This is a genomic window from Lentibacillus salicampi (assembly GCF_004565465.1).
Lineage (GTDB): Bacteria > Bacillota > Bacilli > Bacillales > Amphibacillaceae > Lentibacillus > Lentibacillus salicampi.
In genome coordinates this window covers 25,231-40,613 of sequence record NZ_SRHY01000030.1, presented here as the reverse complement: position 1 = coordinate 40,613, position 15,383 = coordinate 25,231, and the positions used below count along the sequence as shown (strand labels likewise).

The 15,383-nt window shown below is 43.4% G+C and carries 18 protein-coding genes and 1 pseudogene; 14 read left to right on the top strand and 5 right to left on the bottom strand.

Features of this window, described 5'->3' with window-relative positions:
• Nucleotides 1-360: 360 nt before the first annotated feature.
• From E4U82_RS14460 to E4U82_RS14450, 3 genes are read left to right on the top strand one after another with little or no spacing between them, the layout of a single operon-like run.
• Entirely contained in the window at nucleotides 361-684 is a 324-nt protein-coding gene (locus tag E4U82_RS14460) for a PadR family transcriptional regulator (RefSeq protein WP_135110869.1), read from the top strand.
• A complete protein-coding gene (locus tag E4U82_RS14455) occupies nucleotides 677-1,237 on the top strand; it encodes a DUF1700 domain-containing protein (protein WP_135110868.1) in 561 nt (186 codons plus the stop codon). The genes E4U82_RS14460 and E4U82_RS14455 overlap by 8 nt, the downstream gene beginning before the upstream one ends.
• Entirely contained in the window at nucleotides 1,230-2,033 is an 804-nt protein-coding gene (locus E4U82_RS14450) for a DUF4097 family beta strand repeat-containing protein (protein ID WP_135110867.1), read from the top strand. Before E4U82_RS14455 ends, E4U82_RS14450 begins: the two co-directional genes overlap by 8 nt.
• 186 nt (nucleotides 2,034-2,219) lie before the next feature.
• Here the strand turns inward: E4U82_RS14450 and E4U82_RS14445 are convergent, their stop codons facing one another.
• Nucleotides 2,220-2,378 (bottom strand): YfhE family protein, encoded by a 159-nt coding sequence (locus E4U82_RS14445; RefSeq protein WP_135110866.1) that lies wholly within the window; start codon nucleotides 2,376-2,378, stop codon nucleotides 2,220-2,222.
• Nucleotides 2,379-2,665: 287 nt separating this feature from the next.
• Here E4U82_RS14445 and E4U82_RS14440 point away from each other — a divergent pair, with 287 nt between their 5' ends.
• The gene (locus E4U82_RS14440) at nucleotides 2,666-3,850 is read left to right on the top strand and encodes a CapA family protein (protein ID WP_135110865.1); all 1,185 of its coding nucleotides are present in this window, start codon (nucleotides 2,666-2,668) and stop codon (nucleotides 3,848-3,850) included.
• Nucleotides 3,851-4,123: 273 nt separating this feature from the next.
• On the opposite strand, the gene E4U82_RS14435 is transcribed toward E4U82_RS14440, so the two are convergent.
• Nucleotides 4,124-4,816, bottom strand: coding sequence for a DUF1129 family protein (locus E4U82_RS14435; protein ID WP_135110864.1), 693 nt, complete (start codon nucleotides 4,814-4,816; stop codon nucleotides 4,124-4,126).
• Nucleotides 4,813-5,148 carry a PadR family transcriptional regulator gene (locus E4U82_RS14430; protein WP_135110863.1) on the bottom strand — a complete coding sequence of 112 codons (336 nt, stop codon included), beginning with the start codon at nucleotides 5,146-5,148 and terminating at the stop codon, nucleotides 4,813-4,815. The genes E4U82_RS14435 and E4U82_RS14430 overlap by 4 nt, the downstream gene beginning before the upstream one ends.
• A gap of 166 nt (nucleotides 5,149-5,314) precedes the next feature.
• Between E4U82_RS14430 and E4U82_RS14425 the strand changes: the two genes are divergently transcribed.
• The 3 genes from E4U82_RS14425 (at nucleotide 5,315) to E4U82_RS14415 (ending at nucleotide 7,481) form a co-directional block, all read left to right on the top strand.
• Nucleotides 5,315-6,127 carry a DUF368 domain-containing protein gene (locus tag E4U82_RS14425; protein WP_135110862.1) on the top strand — a complete coding sequence of 271 codons (813 nt, stop codon included), beginning with the start codon at nucleotides 5,315-5,317 and terminating at the stop codon, nucleotides 6,125-6,127.
• A gap of 184 nt (nucleotides 6,128-6,311) precedes the next feature.
• Nucleotides 6,312-6,632 carry a thioredoxin family protein gene (locus tag E4U82_RS14420; protein ID WP_135110861.1) on the top strand — a complete coding sequence of 107 codons (321 nt, stop codon included), beginning with the start codon at nucleotides 6,312-6,314 and terminating at the stop codon, nucleotides 6,630-6,632.
• A gap of 189 nt (nucleotides 6,633-6,821) precedes the next feature.
• Nucleotides 6,822-7,481: a DUF4328 domain-containing protein gene (locus E4U82_RS14415; RefSeq protein WP_135110860.1), complete on the top strand. Its 660-nt coding sequence runs from the start codon at nucleotides 6,822-6,824 to the stop codon at nucleotides 7,479-7,481.
• 257 nt (nucleotides 7,482-7,738) lie between these two features.
• Here the strand turns inward: E4U82_RS14415 and E4U82_RS14410 are convergent.
• Nucleotides 7,739-8,278 (bottom strand): annotated as a pseudogene (locus E4U82_RS14410) (HAD-IC family P-type ATPase); the annotation flags it as partial.
• A 22-nt stretch (nucleotides 8,279-8,300) separates the two neighbouring features.
• The gene (locus E4U82_RS14405) at nucleotides 8,301-8,924 is read right to left on the bottom strand and encodes a VOC family protein (RefSeq protein WP_167751437.1); all 624 of its coding nucleotides are present in this window, start codon (nucleotides 8,922-8,924) and stop codon (nucleotides 8,301-8,303) included.
• Nucleotides 8,925-9,190: 266 nt separating this feature from the next.
• On the opposite strand from E4U82_RS14405, the gene E4U82_RS14400 reads away from it, so the two are divergent.
• From E4U82_RS14400 to E4U82_RS14370, 7 genes are all read left to right on the top strand, one after another.
• Nucleotides 9,191-9,883, top strand: coding sequence for a response regulator transcription factor (locus E4U82_RS14400; protein WP_135110858.1), 693 nt, complete (start codon nucleotides 9,191-9,193; stop codon nucleotides 9,881-9,883).
• Nucleotides 9,880-11,226 (top strand): HAMP domain-containing sensor histidine kinase, encoded by a 1,347-nt coding sequence (locus E4U82_RS14395; RefSeq protein ID WP_135110857.1) that lies wholly within the window; start codon nucleotides 9,880-9,882, stop codon nucleotides 11,224-11,226. The genes E4U82_RS14400 and E4U82_RS14395 overlap by 4 nt, the downstream gene beginning before the upstream one ends.
• 93 nt (nucleotides 11,227-11,319) lie before the next feature.
• Nucleotides 11,320-12,099 (top strand): PepSY domain-containing protein, encoded by a 780-nt coding sequence (locus tag E4U82_RS14390; protein ID WP_135110856.1) that lies wholly within the window; start codon nucleotides 11,320-11,322, stop codon nucleotides 12,097-12,099.
• Between the two features lie 151 nt (nucleotides 12,100-12,250).
• On the top strand, nucleotides 12,251-13,150 hold the full coding sequence (locus E4U82_RS14385; protein WP_135110855.1) for a YegS/Rv2252/BmrU family lipid kinase: 900 nt from the start codon (nucleotides 12,251-12,253) through the stop codon (nucleotides 13,148-13,150).
• Nucleotides 13,151-13,586: 436 nt separating this feature from the next.
• A complete protein-coding gene (locus tag E4U82_RS14380; RefSeq protein ID WP_135110854.1) occupies nucleotides 13,587-13,862 on the top strand; it encodes a glutaredoxin family protein in 276 nt (91 codons plus the stop codon).
• Nucleotides 13,863-13,941: 79 nt separating this feature from the next.
• On the top strand, nucleotides 13,942-14,295 hold the full coding sequence (locus E4U82_RS14375) for a YppG family protein (protein ID WP_135110853.1): 354 nt from the start codon (nucleotides 13,942-13,944) through the stop codon (nucleotides 14,293-14,295).
• A 369-nt stretch (nucleotides 14,296-14,664) separates the two neighbouring features.
• The gene (locus E4U82_RS14370) at nucleotides 14,665-15,375 is read left to right on the top strand and encodes an alpha/beta hydrolase (RefSeq protein WP_135110852.1); all 711 of its coding nucleotides are present in this window, start codon (nucleotides 14,665-14,667) and stop codon (nucleotides 15,373-15,375) included.
• Nucleotides 15,376-15,383: the final 8 nt, after the last annotated feature.

The window sequence follows — 15,383 nt, the reverse complement described above, 5'->3', positions numbered from 1 at the left end:
ACGCCCATCGATTGGCGCAAAAGAAGGTTCCATCAGTTTATATACAGCCCATTCATCAGCGATAGGAAACTTGATGAAGAGTTTTAGGTAATACCCTGCATGTTTTTGTCAGGTTCCGGGTTTTGGAACGTGACGAAAACATGCAGGCCACCAAGCGACAGCGCGGTAGCCGGAAAACGTGTACAAAAATAGAGTGCCAAATATATTGGTGTGACAACCACATCGAGAAAAGATTGACACATACAAAACTATACAGTACCTTGCAATGAACAGTAGTATATGATACATTACTTACTGCAAGGTACTTTTCTATTATAGTACTGTTTAATGAACAGTAGTGAAAATGAGGTGTACAACCGAATGAACATACAGTTTAAAAAAGGTGCTTTAGAGCTATGTGTCCTTGCATTACTGAATAAGCAGGATCGTTACGGATATGAAATTGTTCAAAAAGTCTCGGATCAGATCGTCATTTCTGAAGGATCTGTCTATCCGCTGCTCAGGAGATTGAAAAAAGAGGCGTACTTAACAACCTATTTGCAGGAGTCAAAAGAGGGCCCTTCACGAAAATATTACAGGCTCACGGATAAAGGCAGCGATTACCTTCACGTCCTTCACGATGAGTGGAAGCAATTTTCAAATGGCGTGAATCAAATCATAAAGGAAGGTGTTGACCATGCATAAAGAGCAATTCCTGAAGAGCCTGGAAAATGGATTGAAAAAACTCTCTCAACAAGAACAAGAAGATATCATACAGGATTTTCAGGAGCATTTTTCCATTGGTCTGGCAGAGGGGAAAACAGAAGAACAAATCGCTGATTCACTTGGGTCACCTAAGCAGATTGCAAAAGAATTACTGGCTAATTATCACATTGAAAAAGTGAAGGCAACGAAGTCGACGGGGGATATATTCCGTGCAGTCTGGGCTGTAATTGGGTTGGGATTCTTTAATTTTGTAATCGTGTTTGGGCCATTTGTAGCGTTACTGGCCATGGTATTTGCGGGATGGGTTATTGGAGTTGCATTTATTGCATCGCCATTAATGGTTCTAGTCAATGTGGTCATATATCCGGCAACATTCGAATGGTTTGATTTCTTTTTTTCATCCCTGCTTTGTGGTATTGGACTGTTTATTGCAATTGGTATGTTTTTCGCAACAAAAGCATTGACAAAACAATTTGTACGCTATTTAAAATACAACGTTTCACTCGTGAAGGGAGGCTTAAAGCATGAGTAGTATCAAGAAATTATCCATTGCTGCATTTGTTCTTCTATTAGTTGGCGTTATCGGGAGTTTTTTTACATTTAATATAAATGATACTGTCCCTGTTTCGGAAGAGAAAGTCATTGATAATAAAGCTATTACTGATATTGAAATTAGTGCAGATAACCAGGGAGTAGAGCTTATTTCATCAGATGAAGATAAAGCAAAAGTGGAATTATCGGGCAGAAGGAACGGGAATATAAAAACACGGATGAATGTTGAGGTTGAAGAGGGTATATTGTCCATCGAATTAGTGGATGAGCATCAAAAGTTGTTCAACTTTTTTGATTTCATTGGAACATCCTTAACATTAAGCGTCTATTTGCCCGAAAAAGTATACGAATCATTAGAGATTGATATGGATAATGGAAGTGCCCATGCAGAACAATTAAACATTAAGCATATCGAAACGGATCTGGATAATGGGCTGATTGAAATGAAAAATATAACTGCAACCACAATAAATGCCAAGGGGGATAATGGAAAAATTTCTCTTGAAAATGTAGAGGGTAAAATTAATGGGGAAGTAAACAACGGGAAAATTTATCTTAAAACAAATAATCTGGATCGCCCAATAACATTGAAATCCAATAATGGAAACATTAAAATTGAAACGGAAAAGGAACCGACAAATGCAATTTTTGACATAAATACGGATAATGGCAGTGCGACTGTTTTTGGAAGTTCTAACTGGAACACTGTCGTTGGAAACGGGGATAATCGAATAAAATTAACAACTGATAACGGGAATATTAGCGTTGAGAAATAGAGGCTGACTATGTCTGTGAGGATCCGCTAAGCAAAAAAAATCCACCCTTGATAATTAGCAGCTTTGGTGGATTATTTTTCTATATGAGCGCAACTCGCTGGCGGCAGCTTTTCTTCTGTCGTGGAAAGGAAACCGCTCTGACAAATTTGCAAGCGGCCGCACATTCGGTAAATCCGAATCATATATTTATTTTTTCAGTTCAGGGTTATCACGTTTTGCGTCTCTGACTTTTGGCCCCCGGTATCCGCCGGCAATGTCCGCCTGCTTAAAATCTTTTGTAAAATGGACTTCCTGGGCGTCTGTCAGCTGTTTGTCCTTTGTCGGCTGATATTGTGTTTTTGGCATAGTAAGATGTCCTTTCTATTAATAGAATCTATTAGTCTTTTCCCTGCCTGAATCGTGTTAAACATGAACCATTACAAAATCCTGAACATTGAATTTTTTCACCATCCTTCATAACTATAATCGTATGGAGTCCGAAAAAAGGGGCATCAATTTTAAAATTTCCTGTGTCCCTTTTTGGACTTTGGCTTCGATTATAGTTGTAGAGGAAAATACCAGCACTTCATTTTTCGTCGTTTTTTGCTCGCTGTCATGTTACGATAGGAAAAAATGACTAAGGAGCAAGATGTATGAAACGGGACCAATTCGTCCGGTTATTGCTGACATTTAGTGTTATTGCCGTTATGGCAGCTTGTACCAGTGATGAACCGAAACAGCCGTCAAAACCGGATAAAGAAACGGATCAGCAAGAAGCGACAGAATCTGAAAACAAAGAGGAACGGCAGGATCCTGAAGTGACGGAACAGGAGATTACCCTTTCCGCCATTGGTGACATGCTGATACATAAGAGGGTCTATGAAGATGCGCGTACCGCTGATGGCGGATTTAATTTCATGCCGATGCTGGAGCGGGTGAAGCCGTATTTGAATGATACGACCATTACGATTGCCAATCAGGAAACGATGATCGGTGGCGAAGAGCTGGGCTTGTCTACCTATCCGGCCTTCAACAGCCCATATGCCGTGGGAGATGCTTTAAAAGACGCCGGGGTAGACGTGGTGTCACTTGCTAATAACCATACATTGGATGGTGGAGAAGAAGCCATCATGAGCGCCATTGATCACTGGGAAAACATTGATATGATGTATACAGGAGCTTATAAGAGCAAGAAAGACAGAAATCAATTACGTGTTTATCACACGGATGAAGGCATCTCGGTAGCGTTTTTGGCGTATACCTATGGAACAAATGGTATCCCGGTTCCGGGTGGAAAAGATTATTTGGTGAATTTGATTGATCGGGAAATCATGGGTGAACGGATTAAGGAGGCCAAACAGCAGGCAGATGCGGTCATTTTAAGTCTGCATTACGGCAATCAGTATGAGCGCATGCCAAGTACAGAACAAAAAGACCTTGTCCAATTTGCGGCGGATAAAGGTGTAGACGTTGTATTAGGCCATCACCCGCATGTTCTGCAGCCGATAGACTGGGTTCGCGGAAAAGATGGACATCAGACACTTGTTGCTTATTCGCTCGGAAATTTTCTGTCCGGCCAGGATGAGTTTTATCGACGGATCGGCGGGATCTTTAAATTTACGATTGAAAAATCAACTGAAGGGGCAGAGGAAACGATCGAAGTGAAGGCGCCAAAATTCATGCCAACATTTGTGAAATTCCGGAACTCGGCAAATTATGAAGTTGCTCCGATGTATCAATTAACGGACGATGAACTGGCAGATTCCCGAAAGCATTACCAGGAAATGAAAGATCACATGTCACAGTGGATGCCGGAATTGGAGTTTATTGAGAAGTAGGAGAAATGGCGGCCCACCCTGCAATAAATGCTGGGTGGGGTATTTTTAAAAAATAAGAAGTATAAAATTTTTGGCTATATGAAGCTCTTTGTCAGCAATAGCCATGTCCAGCTTCGACGTACAGGACGTACTAGTGCCGGCGTTGGCACAGGACGTGCCGAACTTAGCCGGCCAGCGCCTACCCCCTCGAGGCCTTAAGCAATCATTTTACATGGCAAGACCCGCCACTACAGCTTAAGCTTTTCGGGGTGAACAAGGCGCCCTGCGCTTTTCTTAATTGATCAGCCGCATCTTCTTATTCATGACAAAGGAAACGATGTAAAAGACAGCACCGGCCAGGATGAAAACTGGAAAGGAAATATGCATGTTAGCTCCGAAATCCGGCATGAACCACGGGGCAAGCAGTGTCAGACCGATGAACAATGTACACAATACCCATAGCTGCAGAAATTCAATCCACTTTTTTGGCTGCTTATTCTTGAATGTGGAGCTTTTGATCCTCTTGAAAATTATCAAAACAAATAACGCTAACAGGAATAGGTCGATAAGTATAATCACTATTCCGGAACCAAGGGGAAATGAGATGTTCCCGTTTCCGAGGTTAAAAAAGTAATATAAGGCTAACCCGACAATGCCGACTGTTAAACTGACGTGGCCAATAAGATTCATCACAATATATAAAATAAATGAGAGGCGGTTGGTTTTTTTCTCTGAAGGGATTTCTCCAATGACTTCCTGACAATATGCCTTTGGATCATCGCCAAATACGTCCCTGGCCGTTCGTCCCTCCGCCTGTGCCTGAAGTAAGTGCTCCAGTAACTCAAGCAGCACTTCTTCCGTATAGCGTTCGGATTTATTAAAGTTTGTCCGTATATACACAAGCATATCGCCATAGTATTCCTTATTCGTCCCGGTTAATTGCTCACGCTTTTCATTGTTAAGCTGGATCAGATCTTTTGTGTTCATCGTATATTACCTCCTTCCCCGATAATCGTGTCCACCGGCGCTTTGATCGTTCGCCAATGATAAATGAATTGCTTCAGTGCTTCGTGTCCTTCGTTGGTTAACGCATAATATTTTCGTTTGGGTCCGGTATCGGATTTTTTCATTTCCCCCTGAATTAGATTTTCCTTCTGTAGCCGCAACAAAATCGGGTAGATGGATCCTTCACTGACATCGTTCAGTCCGAATTCCTGTAGTTTGACGGAAAGCTCATAGCCGTAAGTTGGCTGCCGGCTGATGATGGATAAAATACAGCCCTCGAGAATACCCTTCAGTAACTGACTTCGAAGTGTCATCTTTTCAACCTGCCTTGTCATGCAAGATACCAAATCTTATGATAGCTATCTTGTATAACAAAATAGCCTAACTGCAGTATATAAAATTCACAAGTGATTTGCAAGCATAATTTTGATATGATGTTCTTATGATTGTACAGAGGCTGGACAAGGGAGATTTCGAATAATGGAATGGAAAAATATTTATCGTGGTTTGGTAATGGGAGCGAGCGATGTCATTCCGGGCGTTAGCGGAGGGACCATTGCTGTTCTGCTCGGGATTTATGACCGGCTGATTGCTGCCATTAATGGCCTTATGAGTAAGGATTGGAAAAAACAATTGGGATTTTTAATACCGCTTGGGATCGGAATCGTAACGTCAATCTTTTTACTGGCAAATGTGATTAAGTGGCTGTTTGAACATTATCCGGGACCGACAAAATTTTTCTTTTTGGGACTTATCCTAGGTGTGTTGCCTTATTTGTTCCATAAAGCTGATGCGAAAAGTAAGTTCCAGGCTAAACATATTTTGATGCTATTAATAGGTGCTGCACTTGTAGGCTCTTTGGGATTCCTTCAGGCCAGTGAAGGGGCAGTCATTGAAAATGTGACGACCTCCACTTACATCCTGCTGTTTTTTTCAGGGATTATCGCCAGCAGTGCGTTGGTGCTGCCGGGTATCAGCGGCTCGTTTATGTTGCTGATCCTTGGTGTTTATCAGACCGTCATGACTGCGGTTAGTGATTTGCAGCTTGATATTATTGCCATCACTGGTGTAGGAATTGTGATTGGTATTGTCGTGATGAGTAAAATCGTTCATTTCTTTTTAAATAACTATTATACGGGAACGTTTGCGGTTATTATCGGAATGGTGATCGGCTCTGTTTTTGTCGTGTTTCCGGGTTGGCCAGTGGAAGGCTCACTGGTACTGTTAAGTATTGTTACATTTGCACTGGGGTTGGCTGCGGCTTATTTACTTGGAAAAGTCGAATATAAGTAAAGCGATACTTCATGAAGCGGGAGTGGTTTAGTCGGGTGACTATTCGTTAAACAGCAACGGACTTAGAACCAGTCCATCACCGTATTGGCGACCACAGTTCGTTATCAGGGGATAAACAAACTAAAAGACATGGAGCTGTGGAACAGTTACAATGAAGGCAGTTGAACTAAAGGGGGGATTCACAATGAAGCATATTGATACAGAAGGACAATTCAACGACATCATCCAGTCAGATGAGCCGGTTATCGTGAAGTTTTTTGCTGATTGGTGCCCGGACTGCAAACGCATGGATATGTTTATCGGGGATGTCATGGATGAATTTGAAAACTACGAATGGTACGAAATCAACAGCGATGAAGTGGAAGGGATTGCCCGGAAATATGAGGTAATGGGCATTCCAAGCATCCTGATTTTTAAGGATGGGGAAAAACTCGCCCATCAGCACAGTGCCGATACGAAGACACCCGAATCAGTCAGCGAATTTCTGCATCAACAATTGGCATAATAACATTTAGTCACCCTTATTTTTGAGGGTGATTCCTTTATTTTTTCTCAAAATTTACTCTATCGTCGCAGAGAAACCAACTAATTAATCAGAATATTCATATTTAAAAGGGGTTTCAAATAAAGGGATTACAGTCGGATATTTGGCATAATATCCTTAATTTGTAATTTTGAAAGGAGATGGTTGCTAATGCAAAATTACCAAACAGCGGGGCCAAGAAAAACGACTGCCATTGTTTTCATGATTACTCTTCTGGCCATGTCGACAGTCTCGTTCATCAGCAGCATTATTCAATCCTCAATGCTTGCTGGTCTTGAGGGCAATGCCCCTTACTCAGTCATGACAGATGCGACAGCACTTGTTGTTCTGTTTCAGAGCATGGCTAATATGTTATGGGTCCTGGCTTTTATCGGGTTTGTAATTGCTTTTCTCATGTGGTTGAATCGTTCGTACAAAAACATGCTTGCTGCGGATATCCAAGGTCTGATGCATTCGCCGGGATGGACAGTCGGCTGGTACTTTATACCGTTTGCAAACTTAGTTAAACCGTATGTGGTTATGAAAGAAACCTATCTGGCTTCGATTTATGCAGATACACCAAATTGGAAAGGGCAAAAGCCTCCCCGGTTATTGCCAATTTGGTGGGTGCTATTTATACTTGGGAATATCATTTCAAGCACGAATGCATCGTCTTCATTTGAAACGGTCCGTGATTATCAAGTGGATGCAGTTGTTGTCATGATCTCTGAACCGATGACAATTGTTTCGGGTATTCTTCTGTTAATCATCATGAACCGCATTACAAAAAGTCAGAACAATAAGCTGAAACCTTTGTCCAAAACTTCTTAAAGAGGTTGTTCAAAAAGTCCGGTGAAAATGACACATCGAATTTCTTCGTTAGCTTGCTTTTCCGCTACTCATGTATCTAAAGGCATACATTCCGTTGCTCAAAGCTGCGCTGCCTCGAACTTCCTGGTCCTTTTCATCCTCCTTTTTGAACACGCACTTAAAGACATTTAGAATGTGGTGCCTGTAAGATGTTCATTTCGATGTTATTTACTCGATGCTCTCATGAACGTAAGAGCGCCTCCGTTTGGAACACGCTCTTATTTTGCCTTCATCAGCCGCAATGCGTTCAATGTCACCAGCAGTGTCGCCCCCATCTCGGCAAAGACGGCAATCCAGAGGGTCAGCAGCCGGGAATGACGAGCAGAAGCGCCAGGATTTTTATGCCGATTGCAAAACTAATATTTTGTTTGATGATACGCAATGCTTTACGGCTTAGCCTGACAGTATACGGCAGTTGTTCAAGTCATCTCCCATTAAGGCAACGTCGGCGGTTTCCAATGCGCTATCTGTTCCGGCAGAGCCCATGGCAATCCCAACTTTGGAAGCGGCTAAAGCGGGTGTATCATTGATACCGTCCCCGATCATGGCAATGTTGCCATTGTCCTGTGCTTTAATGAACTGCAATTTATCTTTCGGGAGCAGCCCTGCTTTAACATCCGTCAACTTCAAGTCATCTTTTAAGGCTTTGGCTGTTTGCTCGTGGTCATCTGTATTAGCATGAATGTTTGTTTGATGCCAAGGTCATGTAGTTTATTGATGGCACGTTTACTTTCGGACCATGGTTCATCCCGGAGTGCTTTGCCGCGTTGTTTTTGAGTCCTATTCAACCGAAACGTTCAATTCACCTGAAAGGGTCAACTCTGCATTATCGAGCCGAACTATCCCGTCATTCACATTCAATTGATAAATGGATGAAAGCATGCCAGGGTCTGTAAGGTGCGTAGTCAGTGAAATCGTCTTGTCATTAATCAGATTAGGGTCCTGTGGTGTATTTTTCCCTTTGTTCCATTCAATCATAAAGGGCAGCACCTCCCAATTCGTTTCCGGGAAAAGCATTCGCCATTCTAACAGGCTGCCATCCGGAAGTTGGCGACTACCCCGTACAGGGCCGGTGAATGGCATATCAAGTTTCCGCAGATGTTGAATCGCATCATCCATCTGGTTAGTCCTTAGTGCAAATTGGATCGCCCCTTCATGACCTTCCGCGAGTTCCCGGAAGAGCAGATGAATTAACGGATTATCGGATCTGGCTGCGGTTGTTTCGTCAAAAATGCCAAGCCATTCGATATAGCAGTCATTGCGGAAATAGGCAAGGTAGTTGTATGTACCCCAGTTGGCGTGCCTGCCTCCTTCCGTAATTTGTATATCATATTCTTTTCCGAAATCCCTTGCCGCTTGTTCCGGATCTTTGGCGGCAATGACAATATGATCAATAGCAAGCATATGATCTCCTCCTACCGCCATCTTACTTTTAAATAGACGTTATGGGAAGTATTTGCACTTGTTTGACATCGGTTTGGCTTAAGTTGTCACAAAGTCGGCCCAAGCTCACAGTAATTTGGCCCAAGTTGTCACAAAATCGGCCCAAGCTCACAGTTTTTCCGCCCAAACTGTCACAATTTCGCTGACTTGAATCGGTCAATCCATCCACTTTTCAATCAATATCTGGTATAGTAACTACAAAAGTTTAAGGAACGGGTGATGTGACCATGAAAAAACCGGATATACTGGTTGTCGAGGATGAACAAAAACTAAGTCGGGTGCTGCAGCTCGAACTGGATTATGAAAATTACCGGACAACTGTGGCTGATAATGGGAGAACCGCATTGGATCTTCTGACCGATCAAACATGGGATTTGGTACTTCTGGATATTATGCTGCCGGAACTGAGTGGGATGGAAGTTCTGCGTCGGGTGAGGCGATTTGACGAGTCTACACCGATCATTTTACTGACAGCACGGGACGAGGTTTATGATAAAGTGAATGGTCTTGATCAGGGTGCCAATGACTACATTACGAAGCCGTTTCAAATTGAGGAATTGCTCGCCAGGGTCAGGGTTCATCTTCGCCAGCCGCGTAAAACGTCAGACGAGCATGAAGAATTGGGGGTCGGTGATTTGGCCGTTGATGTTGAAGCCCGGGAAGTGCGCCGTGCCTCCCAGCCAATTGAGCTGACGCCGCGGGAATTCGATCTGCTTGTCTATCTGTTGCAAAATAAAAATCTCGTGCTAACCAGGGATCAGCTGATAGAACATGTCTGGGGATTTGACTACTTCGGGGACACCAATGTGGTTGATGTCTATATCCGGTATTTACGCCAGAAGGTCGATAAGCCATTTGATCAGCCTTACATTCAAACCGTCCGTGGCGTTGGCTATACGATAAAGGAACATGCTTCATGAAGCTTTCTGTAAAAATTCGCCTATTTTCCAGTCTATTCATGCTTGTGCTGATTTTGCTTGTGAATACATCCATCTATTATTTGTTTCATACGATATCATTGGACAGGGAATTGGCTGATTTGAGCACGCAAACAAATGAAATCGCTGAGACGCTGAACCGCAACCCGGATATTCCGAAGAGAGAATTGCTCGAAGCCTTTTTGCCAACAGAAGGCATGATCCGGGTCATTGGCGAAAGTGGCTCGTTCTCCGCGCAAGTGATGAAGGCGGATTATACAGATCTTCCGGCAAACTATGTGACGTCGGAAACACGTTCTATTATCAACATGAAGGACCAGCCTGACTTTGCAACCGTAGCCAAACCAATTATCTGGGAGGACGGCAATGTTGTGACACTGCAGGTTTATAAACACCTGACAGGTCATGCGTCAACCATGGAAACGCTTGTTTATGTTTTGGTTGTCGCGTCACTGATTATGTTGATTCCAACCATTGCGGCGGGTGTCTTTTTATCCCGGTTCATAACAAGACCCGTCAAGGAACTAACTGCGGCCATGAAGGAAAATACCGCCTATGGCAATTGGAAAAAAATCAGTGAGGCTGATGCGTCAAACGATGAATTGTATGAAATGAAAATCACATTTAACCGGATGATCGATTATTTACGGGAGAATTTTGAAAAACAGGAGATGTTTGTGTCAGACGCTTCTCATGAATTGAAAACACCGATATCGATTGTCAAAAGCTATTCTCAGCTGATGAAACGCCGTGGGGCCGATAACCCGGAGTTATTGGAAGAATCAACGGAAGCCATTGAATCACAGGCAGACCGAATGCAGAAACTTGTGGAACAAATGCTGCTGCTGGCCAAACTTAAGGACGGGGAAGACTATAAACCATTTAATATCGTTGAACTATGCCGATCAGCAGCAGAAACATTTGAAGGAGCCTATCACAGGGATATTGTCTTCAATGCAACTGCGGATAACGTTCAAGTCAATGGAAGTGATGACCAATTGCAGCAGGTTGTCTATATCTTGATGGATAATGCGGTCAAATACAGCCAGAACACTGTGAAACTGTCTGTTAAGCGTGATGGCGGGTATGTTGAGGTCGCTGTCCAGGACAAGGGACCGGGAATCCCTGAATCAGAACAAGAAAAGATTTTCGACCGTTTCTACCGGATTGACCAATCAAGAAGCAGGGAAACAGGCGGCACCGGGCTCGGGCTGTCCATTGCCAAAACAATCGTCAGGGTGCACAACGGCACACTTACTGTTTCAAGCGAAAAGGGAGCAGGATCCACCTTTACGCTGACGCTTCCGGTGTCTCATGAAAGTTAATGGCTTTCTCATCAAATTCTAATGGGCTTCACAGTGTCTTTTCATATGCGCAAGTTACGATAGGATCAGAAATCGAACGAGGAGGCACTCAAAATGAAAAGAAAAGTCGGTATCGTATTAGCTGTCATTCTTAGTATTTCTGCGATGGGGTTGGGGATGTTACAGTCAAGTGCATCCGAGGTGTCACCCAAACTGGGCGAACAGGAAATCAGGGAATTAATGACATCGCAGTATCCGGGTGACATTACCGAGCTGGAGTTGGAACAAAGCGGAAACCGGGCTGTATACGAGGCAGAAATCCACGATAATGGAACAGAATACGAGATAAAAATGGATGGGGATACAGGTGAGGTTTTAGAATTGGAAAAGAAATTTTCCGGCAAACATAACAATGAACAGAACAGTGTAGAGGACCAGAAAAAGTCCGGTGAAACGGACGCCAACAAAAATGATACCAAGCAAAATGACGACAAAAAAGCGCGCAACGATGCTGATGGTGGGGACAAAAGTGATTCCAATAAAGACAATACGGACCAGATGGAATTAAACCAAAGTGGAAACAGTGCTCATAACAAGCCATCAAAGTCGGCTGTCATCAGTACGGGAGAGGCAGAAAAGATCGCACAGGGTGCGTTTTCCGGCACGATTGTGGAAATGGAATTGGATGAGGATGACAATCGTTTATATTATGAAATCGGGATGATATCCAAAAACAAAGAAGCCGACATCGAAATTGATGCCTATACCGGTGATATTCTGGTGATGGAGATCGACAGTGATAACGACGATGATAATCATGATGACAACGAGAATGAAGACGAAAATGACCATGACCAGGACGACAGCGACGACGATAAAGATGACGAAAAATAATCGACCGGTTTGCTGACATTCCCCCTCAAACTGTGCAGTTCACACTGCCCCTGAGGGGGTTATTTTATAATACGGTTTCCTTTTTTAACCATGTTCCATTGTGTTTAAAATGGGGTATAAAAATGGGTAGTGCTATCAGAGGGTGATTCAATTGAAATATGAGAATGGATTGTTTATATATAACGGCACTGCCGGGAACGAAAATATCGAACAAAAGCTTTCCCAAACATTACCGGTTCTTGCAACGGTGATTAAACAGCTGACGGTTGTTCAGACAGCGTCCATCTATGACGCCAAAAACACTGTCACGAAATACGCTGCACACGTCGATATCATGATTATTCTTGGAGGAGACGGTACGCTCCATGAATGCATCAATAGCATTGCACCGTTAGACCAGCGGCCGGTGATTGCCGTTTTACCGGGAGGCACGTGTAATGATTTCAGCAGATTATTAAACATACCGCAGAACTTGTACCAGGCAGCACAGGCAATTGCAACAGGTGAAGTGGTTGATGTGGACCTCGGCCGAGCGCAGGGTAAATATTTCTTGAATTTTTGGGGTATTGGCCTTGTGTCGGAAACATCATTAAATATTGACGAGGAACAAAAGAAAAGCCTGGGTGTTCTAAGTTATTTTATGAGTACATTGCGAACGGTTAATCAGGCAGCACCTTTTACCTATGAAATTGTTGCTGATGGTGAACGGTATGATGGAGAAGGCGTTTTAATTCTTGTACTCAATGGACGATTTATCGGAACACGGGAACTGCCCCTGCCGACAGTCGCCGCGAATGACGGAAAACTTGATGTGCTTGTCATCAAGAATTCCACTTTGGCCTCATTTCGAGAATTGCTGTCGATGAACAGGCCCGATACCAATCCACAACAGTTAACCGAATTGACCCATTTTCAAGCAGCATCGGTAAAGGTATCGACTGTCGATGAAAAAGCTGTTGATATGGATGGAGAAGTCGATGGAACCACCCCGTCTGACATAACCATTTTACCGAAACATATCCGAATGGTGAAAACATCTCCGAACGTGTGATGATCTCTGCCCTTTGGAGAATACGAACAAAAAGCAAACCTTTTGTTGCAAGGAAGGTTTGCTTTTTTTGTTCAAAGATAAGAATGGAAAAAATTTCGGCTATATTAAGCTCTTTGGCAGTAATAGCCATACCCAGCTTCGACGTACAGGACGTACTAGTGCCGGCGTTGGCACAGGACGTGCCGAACTTAGCCGGCCAGCGCCTACCCCCCCTCGAGGTCTTAAGCAATCATTTTACGTGGCCAAACCCGCCACTGCAAATTCTTGCTTAAGCTTTTCGGGGGGGAGCAAGGCGCCCCGCGCTTTTCTTAGTAGCGATTGCTGGAAAAATTTTATGTAATGGTTTTGTAAAAAACGTGTTTAAGTTGTTACATAGCGGGTATATGTCAACAGCCTGATTAATCATGTGCAGGTAGAATGAGGGGGGAGATCAAGATTGAACGAACAAGAAGTGATCGTATACACTAGCGAAAACAGTCTGCAGTGTGAGAAACTGCTGGAGCAATTAAATCAATCCGATATTAACTACAGTGAGCGTAATGTGACAAAGCATCGGAAATATTTAGATGAACTTCAGGAAGAGGGGATATTTGGCACACCTGCGACATTCGTGGATAAAAAAGTTGTTTTGGGCACACAAATTAATAAAATTAAACACGCACTGGGTATATCGAATCATTACCATTCGCACACCTCATTTGATTGGTCATGAGGGATGGAATGGGTATTTCACACATGTTGAGGTGTCTTGCATAGGATAACGAAAGACCATCCAAAAGAGGTGTGTGTTTATGTCGAGAACGCGCTATTCTTTTCGGCCATCGTATCGCAGCAGTCCAGCCAATGTTAACCTCGAGAGACCTCATTCAATCAATACGGGTTCTATAGCACATTATCCTACAGCTTTTGACGTGTATTCGAAACCGAAGCAGCCGATAAACTGGAAAACTGATCCCTATACGGACACTACATTTTCCCAACCGCCAAAGCCAAGCAATCTGTTGTATTATTTTCAGGATCCTAACGGTGAATTTGACCTTGATAAAATGTTGACAGCGGCCGGACAAGTAGCTGATACGGTTCAGCAGATTTCGCCCGTTGTTAAAGAAGTCGGGAATCTTTTCAATCGAACGGATTATATGTAACGTGCGTGTCCAACGCGCCATGTTTTTGAATCACTGCCACACACGGAGCAGCTTGTTAAAAACGTGCAACTCGCTGGCATTACCGGATTATTTTGCCGCGGATGAATAAGCACAGGTAAGGGAAAATGAAAATAGACCGAATGATAAGAGGTTGTTCAAAAAGTCAGGTATCGATAGGGGATCTTCTGCCAGGAACGCCCCCGTCCTGAGGCACGCTGAAGTCACCACAACACGCGAGAAGCCCGTGCTCGGGAACTCGCGCCGCCTGGAACTTTGACGCACAGGACGTGCTAGTGCAGGCGTCCGTGATTGTGGTCCGGGAACTTAGCCTGCCGGTCTTTTTGAACACGATCGATAAGGAGAATTGACATGACTGGATGTCTCATCATACATGGCTATACAGGCAGTCCGTATGAAGTCGGGCCGTTGGCGGAATATCTGAGAGAACATACAGATTGGCGTATAGACGTACCAACATTGCCGGGGCATGGCAGCGAACTTGCTTTGGAAAATGTCTCATATAAAAGCTGGCTCGTCGCAGCAGAAAATTCGTTAAAACAATTAAAGACGAAATCGGATAAAATATACCTGATCGGCTTTTCAATGGGCGGGATGATTGCCGCTTATCTGGCATCTAAACATAATATTGATAAGCTGGTATTGCTTGCCCCCTCAGGAAAATATTTGTCATTCCGGCAAATGATAAGGGACTTCACAGGTGCTGTTACCGACGGATTTAAAGGGAAGCTCAAACAAAACAACCTTTATCTCCACTACAAACGAAAATGGGGTACAGTGCCATTTAAGGCAAATATCGAATTCCTCAGACTGGTCAGGTTTACCCGCCAATACTTAAATAAGGTAACCTCGCCTGTACTAATCGCGCATGGGCAGCAGGACATGATGGTGCCTTATAAAACAGGCTATTATCTTGATAAGGAAATTACTTCGGAACGGAAGGAAGTCGTATTTTTTGAACGATCCAGACATCTCATCTGTCTGGGTGACGACCACGATGCATTGAATAAAATGGTGTATGATTTTTTGATCAATGAAAAAGAGGAGGACGTGGTCACGTGAGCATCCTC